This is a genomic window from Variovorax sp. GW821-FHT06D12 (genome assembly GCF_059419205.1).
Map to the genome: position 1 here is coordinate 97,694 of NZ_JBWKRI010000003.1, position 22,474 is coordinate 120,167.

20 protein-coding genes are annotated in these 22,474 nt (G+C 68.3%); 5 read left to right on the top strand and 15 right to left on the bottom strand.

The window, feature by feature from the left end:
* Positions 1-41: 41 nt before the first annotated feature.
* From grxD to hemA, 4 genes are all read right to left on the bottom strand, one after another.
* Positions 42-371 (bottom strand): Grx4 family monothiol glutaredoxin, encoded by a 330-nt coding sequence (gene grxD / locus AC07SQ_RS11100; protein ID WP_062474501.1) that lies wholly within the window; start codon positions 369-371, stop codon positions 42-44.
* Between the two features lie 32 nt (positions 372-403).
* On the bottom strand, positions 404-1,252 hold the full coding sequence (gene prmC / locus AC07SQ_RS11105; RefSeq protein WP_495271185.1) for a peptide chain release factor N(5)-glutamine methyltransferase: 849 nt from the start codon (positions 1,250-1,252) through the stop codon (positions 404-406).
* Positions 1,252-2,340 carry a peptide chain release factor 1 gene (prfA, locus tag AC07SQ_RS11110; RefSeq protein WP_495271184.1) on the bottom strand — a complete coding sequence of 363 codons (1,089 nt, stop codon included), beginning with the start codon at positions 2,338-2,340 and terminating at the stop codon, positions 1,252-1,254. Before prfA ends, prmC begins: the two co-directional genes overlap by 1 nt.
* A gap of 109 nt (positions 2,341-2,449) precedes the next feature.
* Positions 2,450-3,724 carry a glutamyl-tRNA reductase gene (gene hemA / locus AC07SQ_RS11115; RefSeq protein ID WP_495265178.1) on the bottom strand — a complete coding sequence of 425 codons (1,275 nt, stop codon included), beginning with the start codon at positions 3,722-3,724 and terminating at the stop codon, positions 2,450-2,452.
* A 111-nt stretch (positions 3,725-3,835) separates the two neighbouring features.
* Here hemA and AC07SQ_RS11120 point away from each other — a divergent pair, with 111 nt between their 5' ends.
* Positions 3,836-4,114: a hypothetical protein gene (locus AC07SQ_RS11120; protein WP_495271183.1), complete on the top strand. Its 279-nt coding sequence runs from the start codon at positions 3,836-3,838 to the stop codon at positions 4,112-4,114.
* A 7-nt stretch (positions 4,115-4,121) separates the two neighbouring features.
* Here the strand turns inward: AC07SQ_RS11120 and AC07SQ_RS11125 are convergent, their stop codons facing one another.
* From AC07SQ_RS11125 to AC07SQ_RS11140, 4 genes are all read right to left on the bottom strand, one after another.
* Complete coding sequence (locus AC07SQ_RS11125) at positions 4,122-4,640, bottom strand: GNAT family N-acetyltransferase (protein ID WP_495271182.1); 519 nt, start codon at positions 4,638-4,640, stop codon at positions 4,122-4,124.
* Positions 4,640-5,434, bottom strand: a complete 795-nt coding sequence (locus AC07SQ_RS11130; RefSeq protein ID WP_159274960.1) for an ABC transporter ATP-binding protein — start codon at positions 5,432-5,434, stop codon at positions 4,640-4,642. Before AC07SQ_RS11130 ends, AC07SQ_RS11125 begins: the two co-directional genes overlap by 1 nt.
* Positions 5,434-6,330 (bottom strand): ABC transporter permease, encoded by an 897-nt coding sequence (locus tag AC07SQ_RS11135; RefSeq protein WP_495271181.1) that lies wholly within the window; start codon positions 6,328-6,330, stop codon positions 5,434-5,436. The genes AC07SQ_RS11130 and AC07SQ_RS11135 overlap by 1 nt, the downstream gene beginning before the upstream one ends.
* An 80-nt stretch (positions 6,331-6,410) precedes the next feature.
* The gene (locus AC07SQ_RS11140; RefSeq protein WP_174250233.1) at positions 6,411-7,388 is read right to left on the bottom strand and encodes an ABC transporter substrate-binding protein; all 978 of its coding nucleotides are present in this window, start codon (positions 7,386-7,388) and stop codon (positions 6,411-6,413) included.
* Positions 7,389-7,613: 225 nt separating this feature from the next.
* On the opposite strand from AC07SQ_RS11140, the gene AC07SQ_RS11145 reads away from it, so the two are divergent.
* A complete protein-coding gene (locus AC07SQ_RS11145; protein ID WP_056578260.1) occupies positions 7,614-8,084 on the top strand; it encodes an Lrp/AsnC family transcriptional regulator in 471 nt (156 codons plus the stop codon).
* Positions 8,085-8,097: 13 nt separating this feature from the next.
* On the opposite strand, the gene AC07SQ_RS11150 is transcribed toward AC07SQ_RS11145, so the two are convergent.
* The 6 genes from AC07SQ_RS11150 to ugpB all read right to left on the bottom strand — a co-directional run bounded on the left by AC07SQ_RS11150 (position 8,098) and on the right by ugpB (position 15,733).
* Positions 8,098-10,602: a DUF3772 domain-containing protein gene (locus tag AC07SQ_RS11150; RefSeq protein WP_159274958.1), complete on the bottom strand. Its 2,505-nt coding sequence runs from the start codon at positions 10,600-10,602 to the stop codon at positions 8,098-8,100.
* A 51-nt stretch (positions 10,603-10,653) separates the two neighbouring features.
* Positions 10,654-11,400 (bottom strand): glycerophosphodiester phosphodiesterase, encoded by a 747-nt coding sequence (gene ugpQ / locus AC07SQ_RS11155; RefSeq protein WP_495271180.1) that lies wholly within the window; start codon positions 11,398-11,400, stop codon positions 10,654-10,656.
* Positions 11,401-11,403: 3 nt separating this feature from the next.
* Positions 11,404-12,411 (bottom strand): sn-glycerol-3-phosphate ABC transporter ATP-binding protein UgpC, encoded by a 1,008-nt coding sequence (gene ugpC, locus AC07SQ_RS11160; RefSeq protein WP_062474484.1) that lies wholly within the window; start codon positions 12,409-12,411, stop codon positions 11,404-11,406.
* A gap of 140 nt (positions 12,412-12,551) precedes the next feature.
* Positions 12,552-13,403, bottom strand: a complete 852-nt coding sequence (gene ugpE, locus AC07SQ_RS11165) for a sn-glycerol-3-phosphate ABC transporter permease UgpE (protein ID WP_062474482.1) — start codon at positions 13,401-13,403, stop codon at positions 12,552-12,554.
* 39 nt (positions 13,404-13,442) lie between these two features.
* Entirely contained in the window at positions 13,443-14,324 is an 882-nt protein-coding gene (ugpA, locus tag AC07SQ_RS11170; protein ID WP_062474481.1) for a sn-glycerol-3-phosphate ABC transporter permease UgpA, read from the bottom strand.
* A 98-nt stretch (positions 14,325-14,422) separates the two neighbouring features.
* Complete coding sequence (ugpB, locus tag AC07SQ_RS11175; RefSeq protein WP_070063600.1) at positions 14,423-15,733, bottom strand: sn-glycerol-3-phosphate ABC transporter substrate-binding protein UgpB; 1,311 nt, start codon at positions 15,731-15,733, stop codon at positions 14,423-14,425.
* A 227-nt stretch (positions 15,734-15,960) separates the two neighbouring features.
* On the opposite strand from ugpB, the gene serA reads away from it, so the two are divergent.
* The 3 genes from serA to AC07SQ_RS11190 all read left to right on the top strand — a co-directional run bounded on the left by serA (position 15,961) and on the right by AC07SQ_RS11190 (position 21,635).
* A complete protein-coding gene (gene serA / locus AC07SQ_RS11180) occupies positions 15,961-17,193 on the top strand; it encodes a phosphoglycerate dehydrogenase (protein WP_070063599.1) in 1,233 nt (410 codons plus the stop codon).
* A 129-nt stretch (positions 17,194-17,322) separates the two neighbouring features.
* Complete coding sequence (locus tag AC07SQ_RS11185) at positions 17,323-21,201, top strand: DUF3683 domain-containing protein (protein ID WP_495271179.1); 3,879 nt, start codon at positions 17,323-17,325, stop codon at positions 21,199-21,201.
* Positions 21,198-21,635, top strand: a complete 438-nt coding sequence (locus tag AC07SQ_RS11190) for an HIT family protein (protein WP_307696266.1) — start codon at positions 21,198-21,200, stop codon at positions 21,633-21,635. The genes AC07SQ_RS11185 and AC07SQ_RS11190 overlap by 4 nt, the downstream gene beginning before the upstream one ends.
* Before the next feature lie 15 nt (positions 21,636-21,650).
* On the opposite strand, the gene AC07SQ_RS11195 is transcribed toward AC07SQ_RS11190, so the two are convergent.
* Positions 21,651-22,448 carry a hypothetical protein gene (locus AC07SQ_RS11195; RefSeq protein WP_495271178.1) on the bottom strand — a complete coding sequence of 266 codons (798 nt, stop codon included), beginning with the start codon at positions 22,446-22,448 and terminating at the stop codon, positions 21,651-21,653.
* Between the last annotated feature and the right edge of the window lie 26 nt (positions 22,449-22,474).

Below are 22,474 nucleotides of genomic sequence, written 5' to 3' on the forward strand. Positions count from 1 at the left end.
GCGCGCGGGGCGCGGCGCCCGTCAAACGGAGAGCGGGAGGCTCAGGCGGATGCGCCGCCGCCGATCACCTGCTGCAGCTCGCCCGACTCGTACATCTCCATCATGATGTCCGAGCCGCCCACGAATTCGCCCTTCACGTAGAGCTGGGGAATGGTGGGCCAGTTGCTGTATTCCTTGATGCCCTGGCGGATGCCGTCGTCTTCGAGCACGTTGACGGTCTTGAGCGTCTTGGTGTCGACGCCCACGGCCTTGAGGATCTGGATGGCGCGGCCCGAGAAACCGCACATCGGGAAGCTGGCGTTGCCCTTCATGAAGAGCACGAGTTCGTTGGACTTGACGAGGTCGTCGATGCGTTGTTGAGCGTCGGACATGGGGACTCCTGAAGAAAAGTGGGCTGGGGGGATTATTTCACCGTGCGCCAGATGCCGCCGGAGCAGCGCGCGATGCCGGCGAGGTCGTCACGGCTTTGCACCTCGGCAAAGCCGCGGGTGGCCAGCAACTGGCGCACGGCCTCGGCCTGGTCGTGGCCGTGCTCCAGCAGCAGCCAGCCGCCGTCGGCCAGGTGGGCGGGCGCGTCGCGCACGATCTGGCGGATGTCGTCCAGGCCGTCGGCGCCCGCGACCAGCGCGCGGGTGGGCTCGTGGCGCAGCGCGGGCAGGTGCGGATCGCCGGCGGCGATGTACGGCGGGTTGCTGGCGATGACCGCATAGCCGTCGGCGGCGCCGTCGAGCCAGCTCGATTCGGTGAAGCGCACCGGCAGGCCCAGGCGCTGCGCGTTGGCCCGGGCCACTGCGAGCGCATCGGCGCTGGCGTCGACCGCGTCGACCTGCGCGTCGGGCCGTGCATGCTGCAGCGCCAACGCGATCGCGCCGCTGCCCGTGCCGAGGTCGAGCACGCGCGGGGCGGGGCGGCCGTCGAGGCAGGCGAGGGCCCACTCGACCAGCGTTTCGGTGTCGGGGCGCGGCACCAGCACGCGGGCGTCGACCTGCAGCTGCAGGCCGTGGAATTCCTTCTCGCCCAGCAGGTAGGCGACCGGCTCGCCCGCCGTGCGGCGCGACAGCTGGCGTGCGAACGCGGGCCAGGCCTCGCCGGGAAACGGGTCGGTGTCGTGCGCGAGCAGCCAGGCGCGGTCGTTCACGGGGCGGCCCAGCGCATGCAGCAGCAGCAGCTGGGCGTCGAGGCGGTCGATGCCCAGGGCCACGGCCGCGGCCAGTGCCTGCGCCACGGTGGATGGTGCGGAGGCTTCGGTCATCACGCGGGCAGGCTCGATTCCAGCTCGGCCAGCTGCTCGGCCTCGCGCGCGGCGCGCAGCGCCTCGAGCACGTCGCCCAGGTCGCCTTCCATGATGGCGAGCAGCTTGTAGAGCGTGAGGTTGATGCGGTGGTCGGTGAGCCGACCCTGCGGGAAGTTGTAGGTGCGGATGCGGTCCGAGCGGTCGCCGCTGCCGATCAGGCCCTTGCGCATGGCGGCGTCCTTGGCGGCGCGCTCGCTGCGTTCCTTTTCCTGGATGCGTGCCGACAGCACCTGCAGCGCCTTCGCCTTGTTGCGGTGCTGGCTGCGGTCGTCCTGGCACTCGGCCACGATGCCGGTCGGGATGTGCGTGATGCGCACGGCCGAGTCGGTCTTGTTGATGTGCTGGCCGCCGGCGCCGCTGGCGCGGTAGGTGTCGATGCGCAGGTCGGCCGGGTTGATCTGCACCGCCACGGTCTCGTCGGGCTCGGCCAGCACGGCGACCGTGCAGGCGCTGGTGTGGATGCGGCCCTGCGTCTCGGTGGCGGGCACGCGCTGCACGCGGTGGCCGCCCGATTCGAAGCGCAGGTGGCCGAAGACGTCGTCGCCCACGATGCGGATCACCACTTCCTTGTAGCCGCCGAGTTCGCTCTCGCTTTCGCTCACCACTTCGCAGCGCCAGCCGGCGCGCTCGCAGTAGCGCGTGTACATGCGCAGCAGGTCGCCCGCGAAGAGGGCCGATTCGTCGCCGCCCGTGCCGGCGCGGATTTCCATGAAGGCGTTGCGTGCGTCGTCGGGGTCCTTGGGCAGCAGCAGGCGCTGCAGCTCGTCTTCGAGCTGCACCAGCTCGGCCTCGGCGCCGGCGATTTCTTCCCTGGCCATCTCGGCCATGTCGGGGTCGTCGAGCATCTCCTGGGCGCCCGCGATGTCGGCCTCGCGCTGCTTGAAGCGCTCGTAGCGGCCGGCAATCTGCGTGACCTCGGCGTGCTCGCGCGAGATGGTGCGGTACTGCGCCATGTCGCTCATGATGTCTTCCCGCGAGAGCAGGAAGTCGAGCTCGCCCAGGCGTTGGGCGTAGCGTTCGAGTTGGTGGCGCAGAAAGGATTTCACGACGGAAGGGGCTCGAAAAAGGGGGAGGGGAACGCCGCAGTGCAGCGGCAGGGCGCATGAACGAAGACCGCGGCCCGTGCGGCGGGCGGGCCATCGACGCGCGTCGTCGCTAACGCTCTTTGCGCAGGAACAGGCGCGACAGCGTCTGCGCCGTCTGTTCGCGCGAGGCGGCATCGCCCGCGTGCAGCTCGGCCATGGCGCCGTGCATCATCTTCTGCGTGAGGCCGCGCGACATGGCTTCGAGCACCGCATCGATCGATTCGCCCTTGGCGAGCAGCTTGCGCGCACGGGCCATCTCGGCGGCACGCCATTCGTCGGCCTGCGCGTTGAGCTGCTGGATCAGCGGCACGGTGCCGCGCTGGCCCAGCCAGTGCATGAAGCTCTGCACGCCGGCGTCGATGATGACTTCGGCCTGCGCCACGGCGGCCTGGCGGTTGGCCTGGCCCTGCTGCACGACCTGGGCGAGGTCGTCCACGGTGTACAGGTAGATGTCTTCGAGGGCCTTCACCTCGGGCTCGATGTCGCGCGGCACGGCCAGGTCGACCATGAACATCGGGCGGTGCTTGCGCGCCTTGAGCGCGCGCTCCACGGCGCCCAGGCCGATGATCGGCAGCGTGCTGGCGGTGCAGCTGATGACGATGTCGAACTCGGCCAGCCGTGCCGGCAGGTCGGCCAGCCGCATGGCTTCGCCGCCGAAGCGCGAGGCCAGCTTTTCGCCGCGCTCCAGCGTGCGGTTGGCGATGGCGATGGCCTTGGGTTCCTTGGCCGCGAAGTGCGTGGCCGCGAGGTCGATCATTTCGCCCGCGCCGACGAACAGCACGCGGGTCTTGCGCAGGTCTTCGAACAGCTGGCCGGCCAGGCGCACGGCGGCGGCGGCCATGCTGATCGAATGGGCGCCGATCTCGGTGGCGGTGCGCACTTCCTTGGCGACCGCGAACGAGCGCTGGAACAGCTGGTTGAGCGTGCTGCCGAGCGCGCCGGCGGTTTCGGCCGCGCGCACGGCGTCCTTCATCTGGCCGAGGATCTGGGCCTCGCCCAGCACCATGGAGTCGAGCCCGCTGGCCACGCGGAAGGCGTGGCGCGCGGCTTCGTCGTCGTGCAGGGTGTAGGCGTGCGAGCGCAGCAGGGCGGGGGCCACGCCGCCGCTCTGGGCCAGCCAGCCGAAGGTGTGGTCGAGCGCGATGTGCTCGGAGGCGCAATAGATCTCGGTGCGGTTGCAGGTCGAGATGATTGCGGCCTCGACCTGCGGGTGGCTGCTGTTGCCGGCGAAAGAGCTGCGCAGGCTGTGCAGCGTCGGGGCGATCTGGTCGAGCGCGAACGCGAAACGACCGCGCAGATCGAGCGGCGCGGTCGTGTGGTTCAAGCCGAGAGCCCAGACTGACATGTCCATGATTATAAAATCAGCAGCCGGGCGAGGTTTGCCGAGGGGCAAATGGCTTTCCCTATGACAGCCATATGCGCCGCCACATGGCCTTGCGCTCACTCACAGCCCCTCATGGACCTGCTGGACCTCGTCAATCACCTGCTTAATTTTGCGGCACCTGCGGCCTTTGTCGCCTTGGTGCTCGTGGCTGTCGGGCGCTTTCTCGGCGGCCCGCGCACCGGCATTCCGCACTGGTGGAAGCAATGGGCGATCACCTTCGGGGCCGGCCTGCTGACTTCGCTGGCCGGGCTGATCGTCACCGGCCGCGACGGCTCGATGGCCACCTATGCCGCGCTGGCGGTGGTCTGCGGCACCGTGCAGTGGCTCGCGATGCGCGGCTGGGGCCGCTGAGCCGGGCTCAGTCCAGCCGGCGGGCCATGTAGACCGAGTCCCCGGGGTAGGTCGCCAGCCGGGCCTGCTGTACGTCGTCGGCCGGTACCGTGGCCGCATAACCCTGGCGCTCCCAGAACCCGACCGACGCCTGCACCGACACCAGCGTCGAATGCCGCCAGCCCGCGCGCAGCGCGTGGGCCCAGGCGTGGCGCACGAGGCGCGGCCCCAGGCCCAGCCCCGAGGCCTCGGGGTGCACGGCCAGGTCGTGCAGGTACAGCGCGTCAGCGTCGGGCGCCACCTCGAAGTCGCCGTGCAGCGGCGTGAGCTTGCCGCGCTGCGAGGGGTAGGCCGCCAGGTAGGCCCGCACGGCGCCGCCGTGCTCGGCCACCCAGCCGGTGTGCGGCGAGGCCGCCAGCCGCCGCGCGATGAGCACGCCGTCCTCCACGAACCCCGCGCCGTAGCAGGCGAGCTGGATCGCCAGCACTGCGTCGAGGTCGTCCGCGCGCATGTCGCGCACGAGGAGAAGAGGAGCCGCTGCGTCCATCAGGCCAGCAGCAGCTTGTCGTCGTCCAGCTTCTCGCCGCGCGTCTGCTCGAACATGCGCAGCAGGTCGGGCACGTCCAGGCCCGCGCGCTGGTCGCCGGCCACGTCGAGGATCACCTGGCCCTCGTGCAGCATCACGGTGCGCGTGCCGTAGTCCAACGCCTGGCGCATGCTGTGCGTGACCATCATCGCGGTGAGCTGGCTGCCTTCGACGATCTTGGCGGTGAGCTCCAGCACGAAGGCGGCGGTCTTCGGGTCGAGCGCGGCCGTGTGCTCATCGAGCAGCAGGATGCGCGAGGGCCGCAGCGACGCCATCAGCAGGCTCACGGCCTGGCGCTGGCCGCCCGAGAGCAGGCCGATGCGGTCGGCCAGGCGGTTTTCCAGGCCCAGCTTCAGGATCGACAGCTTCTCGCGGAACAGTTCGCGCAGGTTGCGGTTGAGCGAGAAGCCGAAGCCGCGCCGCTCGCCGCGCTTCCACGCCAGCGCCATGTTCTCCTCGATGGTCAGCGCCTCGCAGGTGCCGGCCATCGGGTCCTGGAACACGCGGGCCACCATGCCCGAGCGTTGCCAGGCGTTCAGGCGGGTCACGTCCTTGCCGTCGATCTCCAGGCGACCCTTGTCGACCATGAGGTCACCGCTGATCGCGTTGAGGAAGGTCGACTTGCCCGCGCCGTTCGAGCCGATCACGGTGACGAACTGGCCGGTCGGAATGTCCAGGCTCAGACCGCGCAGCACGCGGTTCTCGATCGGCGTGCCCGGATTGAAGGTGATTTCGAGTTGTTGGGCGCGCAGCATCAGTTCTTCCCCTTGAAGAGTCCGCCCAGCTTGCGCTTGTAGGCGGGCACCAGCAGCGCGAACGCCACCAGCACGGCGGTGACCAGGTTCAGGTCCTGCGCCTGCAGGCCCATGAAGTCGGTGTTCAGCGCCATCGCGATGAAGAAGCGGTACAGCAGCGCACCCAGCACGCAGGCCAGCGTGGTGATGACCATGCTGCGCGCGGGCAGCAGGGTCTCGCCGATGATCACGGCGGCCAGGCCGATCACGATCGTGCCCACGCCCATCGAGATGTCGGCCGTGCCCTGGCTCTGCGCGAACAGCGCGCCGGCCAGCGCCACCAGCGCGTTGGAGAGCGCCAGGCCCGCCATGGTCTGGAAGTCGGTCGAGATGCCCTGGGCCCGCGCCATGCGCGCGTTGCCGCCGGTGGCGCGCATCGCCAGGCCCGCTTCGGAGGCAAAGAACAGGTCGACGACGATCTTCGCGGCGATCACGAAGATCAGCAGCAGCAGCGGCTTGGCCCACTGCTCGGGCATGCCGCCGAAGCTGACCATGCTGAACACGGTAGGTTCGGTGATGAGCGCCACGTTGGGCTTGCCCATCACGCGCAGGTTGATGGAGTACAGCGCGATCATCACCAGGATGCTCGCGAGCAGCTGCATGATCTTCAGCTTGACGTTGAGCCAGGCCGTGAGCCAGCCCGAGGCGGCACCGGCCACGCAGGCCACGGCCGTGGCGGCGGCGGGGTTCCAGCCTGCGACGATGAGCGTCGCGGCCACGGCGGCGCCCAGCGGAAAGCTGCCGTCCACCGTGAGGTCGGGAAAGTTGATGATGCGAAACGACATGAAGACGCCCAGCGCGACCAGTCCGAAAATCAGACCGATCTCGATGGCGCCCAGCGAAGCAATGAGGGACATGGGGGCTTCCGGCGGGAGCGCAGTCGGCGGGCCCCGGCGCCCGGCCTGCGCCGGGAGCAGAAGGCCCGCCGGGGCGGCGTTTACTTGGTGCTGACGACCTTCGCCGACTTCAGCAGCGCGTCCGACAGGGTCACGCCCTGCAGCTTGGCCGCGCCGGGGTTCACCACCAGCTCGAAGTTGGTGCTGGTCTGCGAGGCGATGGTGCCGGGCTTCTCGCCCTTGAGGATGCGCACCACGATCTTGCCGGTCTGGCGGCCGATGTCGGTGTAGTTCAGGCCCAGCGCGGCCACGGCGCCGCGCTCGACGGTGGCGGTGTCGGCGGCCACCACGGGCAGCTTGGCTTGCTGGGCCACCTTCACGATGCCCTCGAAGGCCGAGACCACGTTGTTGTCGGTGGGCGTGTAGATCACGTCGGCCTTGCCGACCAGGCTCTGGGCGGCGGTGGGCACGTCGACCGTGCGCGCGGCGGCGGCTTCGACCACCGTCATGCCGGCGGCCGAGGCGGCCTTCTTGAGCGATTCGACGATGGCCACCGAGTTGGCTTCGCCCGGGCTGTAGATCACGCCGACGCGCTTGGCGTTCGGCACGACCTTCTTGATCAGGTCGATGTGCTTTTCGAGCGGCGACAGGTCGGACACGCCGGTCACGTTGGTGCCCGAGGGCTCCCAGTTCTTCACCAGCTTGGCGGCCACCGGGTCGGTGATGGCCGAGTACACGACGGGAATGGTCTTGGTGGCGGCCACGGTCGCCTGCGCCGACGGCGTGGCGATGGCGACGATCACGTCGGGCGCATCGCCCACGTACTTGCGGGCGATCTGGGCGGCGGTGCCCACGTTGCCCTGGGCGCTCTGGTAGGTGAACTTGAGGTTCTTGCCCGCTTCGTAGCCGGCGGCCTTCAGCTCTTCCTTCACGCCGTCGCGCACGGCGTCCAGCGCCGGGTGCTCGACGATGGCGGTCACGGCGACCGACTTGTCGGCGGCCAGGGCCGGTGCGGCGGCGAGCACGCCGAGGGCCAGGGCCACGGCGCTGAAGGGGGTGCGAAGCAAAGCGTTTTTCACGTAAGGGTCTCCGGGTGGGGAAAGGGGTGTGGGTGCGTTCGAAGCCGCCGGCAAGGCACCGGCAAAGCACCAGGGCGCGCAATTCAGCGGCCCGGCGTGGCGCAACGCCGTCCGGGCGCGTCGAAGTCTAGATCGTACTTTGCACAATTAAGGTGCATGAATGCCTCGGGCTTTCCCCGCTTTAGGAAACATAATTGCATAATTAATGCGTATGGGGAGACGAAATTGCAGATCATCGAACTCGACCGGACCGATCGGCGGATTCTGGACCACCTCCAGGCGCACGGCCGCGCGTCCAACCTGGACCTGGCCGAGGTGGCCCAGTTGTCGCCCGCGCAGTGCCTGCGGCGCCACCGGCGGCTCGAGGAACTGGGGCTGATCAGCGGCTACGCCGCGCGGCTCAACGCACGGCACATCGGGCTGGGCGTGATCGCCTTCATCCACGTCACGATGGCGCGCGGCCACGTCGACGAGCTGCCCAAGTTCCAGGACCTGATCGCCGACATGCGCCAGATCCTGGAGTGCTACTCGGTGACCGGCGACTTCGACTACGTGCTCAAGGTGGTCGCGCGCGACCTGGAGGCGCTGTCGCAGTTCCTCATGCACACGCTGATGCACATGCCGGGCGTGTCGGCGGTGCGCTCCAGCGTGTGCCTGAACGAGATCAAGTGCACCGGGGCGCTGCCGCTCGAATAGGGCGGCAGCGGCGTCAGGTGCTGGTGGTGCCCGGCAGCGGAGACGCCGGCGTGGCGGGCGCCGGCGACGGCTCGGCGGGCAGCACCGGCGCGGGCGCCGCCATCACCAGCGTCGTGGGCGTGGCCAGCGGCAGGTCGGCCTGCTTGAGCGCATCGAGGATCGTGAACAGCAGGTCGCTGCGCACGCCGCCCGCCAGCCGGGGGCTCGGCACGTAGGCGATGGCCTGGAAGATCAGCAGCCCGTTCTCGATGCCTTCGAGCGTGAGCGAGGGCGCCGGCGTTTCCAGCACGCCCTCGTGCGCGCGGCAGGCCTCGAGGATCAGCTCGCGCACGCGCTGCGCGTCGGTGGTCAGCGGCATGGGCAGGCGGATCAGCACGCGGCCCTCGGCGTTGGCCAGCGTCATGTTGCGCACGGTCTTGGTGATGAACTCCGAGTTCGGCACGATCAGCGTCGAGCGGTCGCCCAGCTGGATCTCGGTGGCGCGCACGTTGATGCGCCGCACGTCGCCTTCGGTGGTGCCCAGCACCACCCAGTCGCCGACCTTCACCGGCTGCTCGGCCAGCAGGATCAGCCCCGAGATGAAGTTCTGCACGATGGCCTGCAGGCCGAAGCCGATGCCCACCGACAGCGCGCTCGCCACCCACGCGATGCGCTCGATGCCGATGCCCAGCGCCGACAGCGAGAACGCCACCACCAGGATGCCGCCCACGTAGCCCAGCAGCGTGGTGATCGAGCTCTGCATGCCCGGCTCGAACTGCGTGCTCGGCAGGTAGCTGCGCGACAACCAGCGCTTGAACACCCGCAGCACGATGAAGCCGATCACCGCCACCGCCACCGCGCTGAGGATCGCGCCCGGCACCAGCTGGAACTCGCCCACCTTCACGCCGGTGCCGAGCTTGCCGCCGCGCTGGAACACCTCGCCCGGGCCCGTGCCCAGCGGCGCGGCCAGCGCCACCAGCATGTAGAAGAACAGCGCCACGCGGCTCAGGCCCGAGAGCACCGTGGCCGCCTGGTCGAGCGTCTGCGGCGCCAGGCCGAAGCTCTTCTGCAGCCGCTGGCCGGAGGCGCTGCGCGAGGACACCACGGCCATGAACAGGTCGTCGGCGAACTTGAACAGCACATAGAAAGCCGCCGCGACGATGCCGCTCCAGGTGAGCTGCGAGGCCAGGAAGCTTGCCAGCGCCACGTAGCCGAAGGCCACCAGCACCCAGATCGCGATCACCAGCACGACGATCAGCGCCACCAGCACCCCGACCCACATCGGCCGTTCCGGCAGGCCGGCGTCGGGCGCGTCGGCGCGCAGCGCCTTCAGGCGGTACACGACGGTGCCCACCAGCGCGGTGAGCAGCAGCGCCGTCGCCACGTGCGTGGTCACCACGGCGGCAAAGCTGGCGTCGATGAGCGCGTTGATCTCGGCCGGCGTCCATGCCAGCGCGGCCACCAGTGCCACCAGCCACGGCAGCGCCGACAGGCGCTGCGCCGTGAGGTCGGGAATGGCCGGCAGGCGCCACGACGGCCGCCCCGTGGCCAGCAGCCCGCGCCCCAGGCCGATGATGAAGGCCATGAAGGTCAGCGTCTGCGCCGCCGATTGCAGCGCCTTGCGCGCCTGCGCATCCCACATCGCGTGGGCCTTGAGCACTTCGACGACGCCGTGCGCGGCCACGGCGACCAGCAGCACGTGCGTGGCGACGATGGCGATCACCAGCAGCGAGCGGCGCAGCCGCCCGGCCGGCAGCACGCGCGTGGCCAGGCGCGCCAGCCCGCGCTCGGCGGCCCAGACGCCGAGCCAGGCGAGCAGCAGCGCGCCGATGAACGAGGCGATCACCGGCGTGCGGCTTTCGGGCTGCAGCGCCTGGTCGAAGCCGTCGCCGAGCGCCGCCCCGATCGCCTGCAGCCGTTCGAAGTCGTCGGGCCAAGCCTCGCGCAGGTCGTCCCAGAACTCGCCGCTGAGCGGCGAGGCGGCGCGGCTGGTGAGCTCGGCCTCGAACTGCTGGCGCCGCTGCGACACCACGTCGGTGCCGCGCTGGCGCACGTCGATCGCCAGCAGCTTGGCCAGGCGGATGTCCGCATCGAGCGCGTTGCGTTCCTTGGTCAGCTGCGCGCGCTGGCGCGTGATGTTGGGGTCTTCGGTGGCGCCGGCGGCGGGCGGGTTGCCGAGTTCGCCGAGGCGCGCGTTCAGGTCGGCCAGCTCGCTGGCGCGGGCGGCGACGAACTTGTCGGCCTGCACGCCGATCTCGTTGATCTGCGCGAGCTGCTTGCGTGCGTCGTCTTCGGCGCCCGGAACGACACTGGCGTTGCCCTTGCCCGAAGGCGCGATGCGGGCGAACTGCGCGCGCAGTTCGGCGATGGTGGGGGGCGGGGCGGCGGCCGCCGCGGTGTTGGCGCTGTTGTTGGGGTTGCCGTTGCCTGCGTTCATGCTGGCGTCCGGCTGCGCGAAGGCGCCGCCGCACGTCAGCAGGGCCCACAGAGCCAGGAGGGCGGGAAGGCACAGGCCCGCCAGGCGAGAGGTCCGATTCATGGCCGCATCATAGAAGCCGCCATGACGTAAGAACGGGTAAGAAATGCAGCGTCAGCCCGCGGGACTGAACAGGTCCACCCGGTCGGTGATGATGCCGTCGGTGCCCAGGTCGATGAGCCGCTGCGCGGCCCAGTCGTCGTTCACCGTGTAGCTCAGCGAACGCAGGCCCGCGCCATGCACCTGCGCCACGGTGGCGGCGTCCCACAGCGCGTGGTTGCAGACGATGGCCTGGCAGCCGAGGCCCAGCGCGGTGTCGAGCCAGCCGTTCCAGAGCGTGTCGAGCAGCAGGCCGCGCGGCAGCTCGGGCTGCACGGCCTGTGCGCCCTTCAACGCATCGACCTGGAACGAAGTGAGCAGCGGCGGCACGGCCGCACCCTGCCACAGGCGCGCGGCTTCGCGTGCCACCACCTCGCCGGTCTCGCGTTCGGTGCCGGGCGTGGGCTTGATCTCGATGTTCAGCAGCAGCTCGTTGGCACGGCAGTAGCGCGCCAGGTTCTCCAGCGTGGGCAGCGGCTCGCCCGCGAAGGCGCGCGAATGCCAGCCGCCGGCGTCGAGCTGCGACAGCGCGCTCCACGCCTGCTGACCGCCGATGCCGTGGCCGTTGGTGGTGCGCTCCAGCGTGGCGTCGTGCATCAGGAACACCACGCCGTCGGCGCTGAGCTTGGCGTCGCACTCGAACATGCGGTAGCCGTGCGAGGTGCCGAAGCGGAAGGCCGCGAGCGTGTTCTCGGGCGCCAGCTTGCCGGCGCCGCGGTGCGCGACCCAGCGGGGGTAGGGCCAGGGGCTGCGTTCGGCCATCGCTCAGTCGGCGCGCTTGCCGGAGCCGGCGTCGAACCAGTGCAGCTTGTCTTCGCGCGCCGCGATCTTCACCGTGTCGCCGGCCACCGGCGGGTGGTCGCCTTCGTCGGTGCGCATGATGATCTGTTCTTCGCCGATGCGGCCGTACACCAGGCGCTCGGCGCCCAGCAGTTCGACCTGCTCGACCTGCACCGTCCAGCCGCTTTCGTCGAGCTTCATGTGCTCGGGGCGGATGCCCAGGATCTGGCCCGGACGCACGCCCGGTGCGTGCTTGAGCAGGTTCATCGGCGGCGAGCCGATGAAGCTCGCCACGAAGGTGGTGGCGGGCCGGGAGTACACCTCTTCGGGCGTGGCGAACTGGTCCATCACGCCGCCGTTCATCACGATGATGCGCTGCGCCAGCGTCATGGCCTCGACCTGGTCGTGCGTGACGAACAGCGAGGTGATGCCGAGCTCGCGGTGCAGCTTCTGGATCTCGAGGCGGGTCTGGGCGCGCAGCTTGGCGTCCAGATTCGACAGCGGTTCGTCGAACAGGAACACCTGCGGCTGGCGCACGATGGCGCGGCCCATGGCCACGCGCTGGCGCTGGCCGCCCGAGAGTTCGCGCGGCTTGCGCTCGAGCAGGTGGCCCAGCTCGAGGATCTTGGCGGCCTTGTCGACGCGCACCTTGATCTCGGCCGTCGGCACCTTGGCGATCTTCAGGCCGTAGGCCATGTTCGCGAACACGCTCATGTGCGGGTACAGCGCGTAGTTCTGGAACACCATGGCGATGTCGCGCTCGGAGGGCTCGAGCTGGTTCACGACCTTGCCGCCGATGCAGATTTCGCCGGCCGAGATTTCCTCCAGGCCCGCGACCATGCGCAGCAGCGTCGACTTGCCGCAGCCCGAAGGGCCGACGATGACGATGAATTCGTGGTCGGCGATCTCGGCGCTCACGCCGTGGATGACCTGATTGGCTTTCGGCCCGTGGCCGTAGCGCTTGATGACGTTGCGTAGGGAAAGTGCAGCCATGTTCTTCTCGATTTCGACCTCTATCTCGAGGCACTGTTATTTCCAGAACCACCGCGGAACCGGCTTTGCCGGGCCGCTGGTGGTGCCCCCGGTAGGGGGTTGGCGAAGCGACACGAAGTGCGCGAAGCCTGGGGGCGAGCCTATTTCTCGGTATCAACAAGGCCCTTGACGAACCACTTTTGCATCAGGATCACCACCAGCGCGGGCGGCAGCATCGCCAGGATGGCGGTGGCCATCACGACGTTCCATTCGTTCTGTCCGTCGCCGCCGGCAATCATCCGCTTGATGCCGACCACCACGGGGTACATGTCTTCGCTCGTGGTCGCCAGCAGCGGCCACAGGTACTGGTTCCAGCCGTAGATGAACTGGATCACGAACAGCGCCGCGATCGAGGTCTTGGACAGCGGCAGCAGCACGTCGAAGAAAAAGCGCATGGGGCTCGCGCCATCCATGCGCGACGCTTCGGTGAGCTCGTCGGGCACCGTGAGGAAGAACTGGCGGAACAGGAAGGTCGCCGTGGCCGACGCGATCAGCGGCACCGTCAGGCCCGCGTAGGTGTTCAGCATGTTCAGGTCGGACAGCACCTTGTAGGTGGGCAGGATGCGCACCTCCACCGGCAGCATCAGCGTCACGAAGATGGCCCAGAAGCAGATCTTCTTGAACGGGAAGCGGAAGTACACGATGGCGAAGGCCGACAGCAGCGAGATGGTGATCTTGCCGATGGCGATGACCATGGCCGTCACGAAGCTCACCCACATCATGTGCGCCACCGGGGCGTTGGAGCCCGCGCTGCTCTCGCGCCCGAACAGCGCGCCCTTGTAGCTGTCGACGATGTTCGAGCCGGGTGTCAGGGGCATCGGCGCCTGCACGATCTCCTGGGCCGTGTGCGTGGACGCCACGAACGCCAGGTAGAGCGGGAAGGCGACGATGAACACGCCCAGGATCATGATGACGTGGGCCAGGATGCCCTGCGTGCCGCGTTTCTCAACCATGCTGCGCTCCGCCGAATTCGATTTTTTCTTGTTGCTTCATCAGTACTGCACTTTCTTCTCGACGTAGCGGAACTGGATGACGGTCAGCGCCACCACGATCACCATCAGCACCACCGACTGCGCGGCCGAGCCGCCCAGGTCCAGGCCCTTGAAGCCGTCGTGGTAGACCTTGTAGACCAGGATGGTCGTGTCCTTGCCCGGGCCGCCCTGCGTGGCCGCATCGACGATCGCGAAGGTGTCGAAGAAGGCGTAGACCACGTTGATCACCAGCAGGAAGAAGGTGGTGGGCGACAGCAGCGGGAACTGCACGGTCCAGAAGCGGCGCCACGGGCGCGCGCCGTCGATGGCCGCGGCCTCGATCAGCGACTTCGGGATCGACTGCAGCCCGGCCAGGAAGAACAGGAAGTTGTACGAGATCTGCTTCCACACCGAGGCCATCACGATCAGCGTCATGGCGTGGCCCGAGTCGAGCAGGTGGTTCCAGTTGATGCCGATCTTGCCCAGGGCATAGGCCACCACGCCCAGCGAGGGCGAGAACATGAAGACCCACAGCACGGCCGCCACGGCGGGCGCCACGGCGTACGGCAGGATCAGCATGGTCTTGTAGAACATGCCGCCGCGCACGATGCGGTCGGCGAACACGGCCAGCATCAGCGACAGGCTGATGCCGATGCCGGCCACCAGCACCGAGAACAGCGCGGTGGTCTTGAACGACTCGGCATAGGCCGGGTCGTCGAACAGGTGGCGGAAGTTGTCGAACCCGACGAACTCGACCGACGTGCCGAACGCGTCCTGCTGCTGCAGCGACTGCAACAGCGCCTGGCCGGCCGGCCAGAAGAAAAACACGAGGATCACCGCCATCTGCGGTGTCAGCAGCAGCCAGGGCAACCAGCCCGAGCGAAAGAAAACGCGTTTTTCCATGAAGCCCCTACATAAAAAATCCCGCCCGGCGCACCCTGGAAGAAGGGCGTGCGGGGGCGGGCGATATTAGCCGGACACGGAGCCCGGATCTTCAATCGTTAGCTTTTGTTCGCCTTTTGGAAGCGTTCGAGCTGTTCGTTGCCGCGGGTCACGATCGAATCGAGGGCTTCCTTGGCCGTCTTCTTGCCGCCCCAGACCTGTTCGAGCTCTTCGTCCTCGATGGCACGGATCTGCACGTAGTTGCCCAGGCGGATGCCGCGGCTCTTGTCGGTGACCTTGCGGATCATCTGCGTCACGGCCACGTCGGTGCCGGGGTTCTGCTTGTAGAAGCCCGATTCTTCGGTGAGCTTGTACGAGGCGGTGGTCACCGGCAGGTAGCCGGTGCGCTTGTGGCTGGCGGACTGCACTTCAGGCGTCGAGATGAAGCTGAAGAACTTGGCCACGCCCTTGTACTCGGCGGCCTTCTTGCCCGACATGACCCACAGGCTGGCGCCGCCGATCACGGTGTTCTGCGGTGCGCCCGGCACGTCCGGGTAGTAGGGCAGGGGGGCCAGGCCGTAGGCGAACTTGGCGTTCTTGGCCACGTTGCCGTAGAAGCCCGACGACGTGTTGATCATGGCGCACTCGCCCGACACGAACGAGGCCTCGGGCACGTTGCCACGGCCCTTGTAGATGAACAGGCCCTGCTTGGACATGCTGGCCAGGTTCTCGATGTGGCGCTGGTGCAGGGGCGAATTCACCTTCAGGCGCGCGTCCAGGCCCTGCAGGCCGTTGGCCTTGCTGGCGAACTCGACGTTGTGCCAGGCCGAGAAGCTCTCGACCTGCGTCCAGTTCTGCCAGGCCGTGGTGAACGGGCACTTGTGGCCGCTGGCCTTGAGCTTGGCGGCGGCGGCCACCACTTCGGGCCAGGTGGCGGGCGCCTTGTCGGTGGGCAGGCCGGCGGCCTTGAAGGCGTCCTTGTTGAAATAGAAGATGGTGGTGGAGCTGTTGAACGGGAAGCTCAGCATCTGGCCGTTGGGGGCGGTGTAGTAACCGGCCACGGCGGGGATGTAGGCGGCCGGGTCGAACTTCTCGCCCGCGTCCTTCATGACCTGGCCGACCGGAATGACGGCGCCCTTGCTGGCCATCATGGTGGCGGTGCCCACTTCGAACACCTGCAGGATGTGCGGCGCGTTGCCCGAGCGGAAGGCCGCGATGGAGGCCGTCATGGATTCGTCGTAGGTGCCCTTGAAGGTCGGGACGATCTTGTATTCCTTCTGGCTCTCGTTGAACTGCTTGGCCAGGTCGTTGACCCACTCGTTGTTGACGGCGGTCATGGAATGCCACCACTGGATCTCGGTCTGGGCCTGGGCTGCATTGAACAGCGTGGCGGCCAGCGCCGATGCCAACGCGAGCGTCTTGAATCGCATGAAGACTCCTGAAGGGAAAAAATGGAAAGCGCGAATGCTAGGGCATGTGCGTGACACAGCCGCGTCACATTGGGGCACGGACCGAAGGGTTCCTCCAATCGGGGAAACCCCTTTGGCGTCAAGCCCGGCGCGGGTTGCGGGCCTCATGCTGCGCTGCACCATGCTAGCATCGCCCTCCCTTTTTTGGCCTAGCTTGTCGCCATGGCCGGGGCTTCCTTGAGTACGTCATGAGCAGCAAAACCTCCCTCGACAAAAGCAGGATCAAGTTCCTTTTGCTCGAAGGCATCCACCCCTCGGCCGTGGAGGTGCTGCGCGCCGCCGGCTACACCAACATCGAGTCGCTGCCGGGTGCGTTGCCCGACGCCGAACTCAAGGCCAAGATCGCCGACGTGCACTTCGTGGGCATCCGCTCGCGCACCCAGCTGACGGCCGAGGTGTTCGCCGCCGCGCACAAGCTGGTGGCCGCCGGGTGCTTCTGCATCGGCACCAACCAGGTCGACCTCGAGGCCGCCCGCGAGCACGGCGTGGCCGTGTTCAACGCGCCGTATTCCAACACCCGCTCGGTGGCCGAGCTGGTGCTGGCCGAAGCCATCCTGCTGCTGCGCGGCGTGCCCGAGAAAAGCGCCGTGGCGCACCGCGGCGGCTGGCTCAAGTCGGCCGAGAACGCCTTCGAGATCCGCGGCAAGACGCTGGGCATCGTGGGCTACGGCTCCATCGGCGCGCAGCTGTCGGTGCTGGCCGAGGCGCTGGGCATGCACGTGGCCTTCTACGACGTGGTCACCAAGCTGCCGCTGGGCAACGCGCGCCAGGTGCGCGAGCTGCACCAGCTGCTGGGCCAGAGCGACATCGTGACCCTGCACGTGCCCGAGACCCAGGCCACGCAATGGATGATCGGCGCGGCCGAGATCGCCGCCATGAAGCCGGGCGCCATTTTGCTGAACGCCTCGCGCGGCACCGTGGTCGAGATCGAACCGCTGGCCGAGGCCCTCAAGAGCAAGAAGCTGCTGGGCGCCGCCATCGACGTATTCCCGGTCGAGCCGCGCACCAACAAGGACGAGTTCCAGTCGCCGCTGCGCGGGCTGGACAACGTGATCCTCACGCCGCACATCGGCGGCTCGACCATGGAGGCGCAGGCCAACATCGGGCTCGAAGTGGCCGAGAAGCTGGTCAAGTACAGCGACAACGGCACCTCGACCTCGTCGGTCAACTTCCCCGAGGTGGCGCTGCCGGCACACCCCGGCAAGCACCGCCTGCTGCACATCCACCGCAACGTGCCGGGCGTGCTGTCCGAGATCAACAAGATCTTCTCGGACAACAACATCAACATCTCGTCCCAGTTCCTGCAGACCAACGAGAAGATCGGCTACGTCGTGATGGACATCGACGCCGCCTCGTCCGACCTGGCGCTGGAAAAGCTGGCGAAGGTGGGCGGAACGATCCGCAGCCGCGTCCTGTTCTGAGCCCGCCGGGGCCCCTGCGGGCCCCGCGATAGGGAATAGCGGCCGGGCACGGCAAAGCCCCCGGGGCCTGCCCTAAAATCGACCCCCCGGCTACTTGGGCGCGCAGCGCCTGGCCAAGGGCCCCACCCGATGAATGCTCCGACCGCGTTGAATACGCTGTTGTCACAGGCCGCAGAGCCTGTACGACTGCGCGAGATCCCCTACAACTACACCAGCTTCTCCGACCGGGAGATCGTGATTCGCCTCCTGGGCGAACGCGGCTGGGACCTGCTGCAGACCCTGCGCGCCGAGCGCCGCACCGGCCGATCGGCGCGCATGCTCTACGAGGTGCTGGGCGACATCTGGGTGGTGCAGCGCAACCCCTACCTCGTCGACGACCTGCTCGACAACCCGCGCCGCCGCGGCCAGCTGGTCGACGCCCTGCGCCACCGCCTGGGCGAGGTGCAGAAGCGCCGCACCCCCGACAGCGACCTGCCGCGCGACCAGCTGGTGGGCGAGCTCACCGGGCTCGTCAGCCAGGCCGTCGCCGCCTTCGACGACACCTTCCGCGACGTTGCCGCGCTGCGCCGCAAGGCCACCCGCGTGCTGGGCCGGCTCACGGCCAAGGACAACATCAAGTTCGACGGCCTCTCGCGCGTGTCGCACGTGACCGACGCCACCGACTGGCGCGTCGAGTACCCCTTCGTCGTGCTGTGCCCCGACACCGAGGCCGAGATGGCCCTCTTGGTCAAGGGCTGCATCGAGCTGGGCCTGACCATCATTCCGCGCGGGGGCGGCACCGGCTACACCGGCGGCGCGATCCCGCTGACCTGGAAGAGCGTGGTCATCAACACCGAGAAGCTCGAGGCCATGACCGAGGTCGAGCACGTCGCGCTGCCCGGCCTGGCCGCGCCCGTGCCCACCATCTGGACCGAGGCTGGCGTGGTCACGCAGCGCGTGGCCGACGCGGCCGAGCGCGCGGGCTTCGTGTTCGCGGTCGACCCGACCTCGGCCGAGGCTTCGTGCGTCGGCGGCAACGTCGCCATGAACGCCGGCGGCAAGAAGGCCGTGCTCTGGGGCACGGCGCTGGACAACCTCGCCTCGTGGCGCATGGTCACGCCGCAGGCCGAATGGCTCGAAGTGACCCGCATCGGCCACAACCTGGGCAAGATCCACGACGCCGAGAGCGCCGTGTTCGAGCTGCAGTACTACGCCGCCGACGGCAAGACGAAACTGCGCACCGAGCGCCTGGACATTCCCGGCAAGACCTTCCGCAAGGAAGGCCTGGGCAAGGATGTGACCGACAAGTTCCTCTCGGGCCTGCCGGGCATCCAGAAAGAGGGCTGCGACGGCCTCATCACCAGCTGCCGCTGGGTGGTGCACAAGATGCCGGCGCACACGCGCACCGTGTGCCTCGAGTTCTTCGGCAACGCCAAGGACGCGGTGCCCAGCATCGTCGAGATCAAGGACTTCATGTTCGCCGAGCAGAAGCGCTCGGGCGTGCTGCTGGCCGGCCTCGAACACCTGGACGACCGCTACCTGAAGGCCGTGGGCTACGCCACCAAGTCGAAGAAGCACGGCGGCCTGCCCAAGATGGTGCTGTTCGGCGACATCGCCGGCGACGACGCCGACGCGGTGGCGCGCGTCACCTCGGAAGTGGTGCGCATCGCGAACTCGCGCAGCGGCGAAGGCTTCATTGCCATCAGCCCCGAGGCGCGCAAGAAATTCTGGCTCGACCGCAAGCGCACGGCCGCCATCAGCAAGCACACCAACGCCTTCAAGATCAACGAAGACGTGGTGATCCCGCTGCCGCGCATGGCCGAGTACAGCGACGGCATCGAGCGCATCAACATCGAGCTGTCGCTGCAGAACAAGCTGGCGCTCACCGACGCGCTCGAAGCCTTTCTCACGCGCGGCAACCTGCCGCTGGGCAAGACCGACGACGCGCACGAGATTCCGGCGGCCGAGCTGCTGGAAGACCGCGTGGCGCAGGCCGTGGCGCTGGTGCACGAGGTGCGCGCGCTGTGGGCCGGCTGGCTGCAGAACGTCGACTCGCTGTTCCCGCAACTGCAGGACCACACGTTGCGCGCGAGCTGGAAGACCCAGCTGCGCCAGCCGCTGCAGGAGATTTTTTCGGGCGCCGAGTTCGGGCCGATCCTGACCGAGTGCACCGCCATCCACAAGCAGGTGCTCAAGGGCCGCGTGTGGGTCGCGCTGCACATGCACGCGGGCGACGGCAACGTGCACACCAACCTGCCCGTCAACAGCGACAACTACGAGATGCTGCAGACCGCGCATGCCGCGGTGGTGCGCATCATGGCGCTGGCACGCAGCCTGGACGGCGTGATCTCGGGCGAGCACGGCATCGGCATCACCAAGCTCGAGTTCCTCACCGACGAAGAGCTGCGTCCGTTCACCGAGTACAAGGCCCGGGTCGACCCCGAAGGCCGCTTCAACAAGGGCAAGCTGCTGCGCGCGCCCGCGGGGCAGGCGCAGACCCTGCACGCCGACCTGACCAACGCCTACACGCCGAGCTTCGGCCTCATGGGGCATGAGTCGCTGATCATGCAGCAGAGCGATATCGGCGCCATCGCCGACAGCGTGAAAGACTGCCTGCGCTGCGGCAAGTGCAAGCCGGTGTGCGCCACGCACGTGCCGCGCGCCAACCTGCTGTACAGCCCGCGCAACAAGATCCTCGCGACCTCGCTGCTGGTGGAAGCCTTCCTCTACGAGGAGCAGACCCGGCGCGGCATCAGCATCAAGCACTGGGAAGAGTTCGAGGACGTGGCCGACCACTGCACCGTGTGCCACAAGTGCCTCACGCCGTGCCCGGTGAAGATCGACTTCGGCGACGTGTCGATGAACATGCGCAACCTGCTGCGCAAGATGGGCCAGAAGAGCTTCCGTCCCGGCAACGCGGCCGCGATGTTCTTCCTGAACGCGACCAACCCGCAGACCATCAAGGCGGTGCGCGCGGGCATGGTGGGCGTGGGCTTCAAGGCGCAGCGCCTGGCCAACGACCTGCTGAGCCGCCTCGCGAAGAAGCAGACCGGCGCGCCGCCGGCCACGCTGGGGCCCGCACCCATCAAGGAGCAGGTGATCCACTTCATCAACAAGAAGATGCCGGGCAACCTGCCGAAGAAGACGGCACGCGCGTTGCTCGACATCGAAGATGCGGACTACGTGCCGATCATCCGCAACCCGAAGACGACCACCTCGGAAACCGAGGCGGTCTTCTACTTCCCGGGGTGTGGCTCGGAGCGGCTGTTCTCGCAGGTCGGCCTGGCCACGCAGGCGATGCTCTGGCATGCGGGCGTGCAGACGGTGCTGCCACCGGGCTACCTGTGCTGCGGCTATCCGCAACGCGGCAGCGGCCAGTTCGACAAGGCCGAGAAGATGATCACGGACAACCGCGTGCTCTTCCACCGCGTCGCCAACACGCTCAACTACCTCGACATCAAGACGGTGGTGGTGAGCTGCGGCACCTGCTACGACCAGCTGCAGGGCTACCAGTTCGACAAGATCTTCCCGGGTTGCCGGATCATCGACATCCACGAGTACCTGCTCGAAAAAGGCATCACCCTGGCCGATGCGGGCGGTGGCGGCTACCTGTACCACGACCCCTGCCATTCGCCGATGAAGCAGCAGGACCCGATGAAGACCGTGAAGGCGCTGGTCGGCGACAACGTGCTCAAGAACGACCGCTGCTGCGGCGAGTCGGGCACGCTGGGCGTGTCGCGGCCCGACATCTCGACGCAGATCCGCTTCCGCAAGGAAGAAGAGCTGAAGAAGGGCGAAGCCGCGCTGCGCGACGCCGGCAAGGTCGGCGCGACCGACAACGTGAAGATCCTCACCAGCTGCCCGAGCTGCCTGCAAGGCCTCTCGCGCTACGGCAACGACCTGAACAACGGCCTGCTCGAAGCCGACTACATCGTGGTCGAGATGGCCAACAAGCTGCTCGGCGACGACTGGATGCCGAACTACGTGGCGGCCGCCAACCAGGGCGGCATCGAGCGGGTGCTCGTATGACGGCGGTGGCGGGTTGCCCGCTGTGCGACGCGCCCGGCGGGCGTGTCGTGTTCGAAGGCGCGAAGCTGCGCGTCATCCATGCGCAGGAAGAAGGCTTTCCGGCCTTCTACCGCGTGGTGTGGCAAGACCATGCGGCGGAGTTCTCCGACCTCGACGCGGCCGACCGCGTGCTGTGCATGGAAGCCGTGGTGCGCGTGGAGCAGTGCCTGCGCGACGCGCTGGCGCCCACCAAGCTCAACATCGCCGCGCTCGGCAACATGGTGGCGCACCTGCATTGGCACGTGATCGCGCGCTTCGACTGGGACAGCCATTTCCCCGGTTCGGTCTGGGCTGCCGTGCAACGGACCGCGCCAGCCGAGCGGCTGGCCGCCGTGCAGGCGTTGCTGCCGCAGGCGGAGGCGGACATGGTCCGCCGGCTCGCGACGCTGGCCTGAGGCCTTCGCTTTTTCTTAGTTGGCCGCGGCGGTGCGCGTCGCGCTGCCTGCCTTGCGGTCCGCGCAGGCCTGTTTGAATTCCGGCGTGGCGCGCGTTTCCTTCGAGAAGCGCTTCGAGGCCACGCTGCCATCCCTGCACACGCGATCGAGCTCTGCCTGCGCGCTCTTGTTGCCCGCATGTGCGGCGTGGGCCAGCAGGCGCACCGCGTGGAAGGGCAGTGCGCCCGAGCTGCCAGACGACGCGGTGGTGGTTGCTGGCTGTGGTGTTGCTGCGGCCTTGACGGGTTCGGCTGGCAGCGTGCGTGCCGTGCCCGCAGAGGTCGGCATGCGCTCGACGGCGGTGAAGTCGCCGTTCTTGCCAGCGCGCTCGACCATCTGCCGGTAGCTGTCCATCATGAACGACGTGTCCTTGGGCGTGAGCTCCTTCGCCGGCTTGGCAAGGTAGGCCGCGACCTCGGGTGGCAGCGCGGCGTTCACGGTGCTCAGTTCATGCGCGCCGCCGAAGCCGCGCGAGCCCGCTTGGGCGGCATGTGCTGCGTCGTCGCCCAGCGCCATCGCGCCCTTCGCGGCCACGCCGGTTGCGCCCTCGGCCGCCACCGCACCGGCGCCGACCGCCGCGCCCTTGCCCGCCACGCCGGCCGCCTTGCCGGCCGCCTTGCCGGCGGTCGCGGCCTTGCCTGCTGCCTTACCGATCAGGCTCCAGAAGGCATGGGCGGGCGGGGCGAGGGCGGCGCCCGCGAGCGCGGTGCAGAGAACGAGGGCGGCCCGGTTCGAGCGTGACAGGAGGAGGGGAAAGCGTGTGCGTGACGGCATGCGGCAATGCTAAGCGCAGGCCGCCC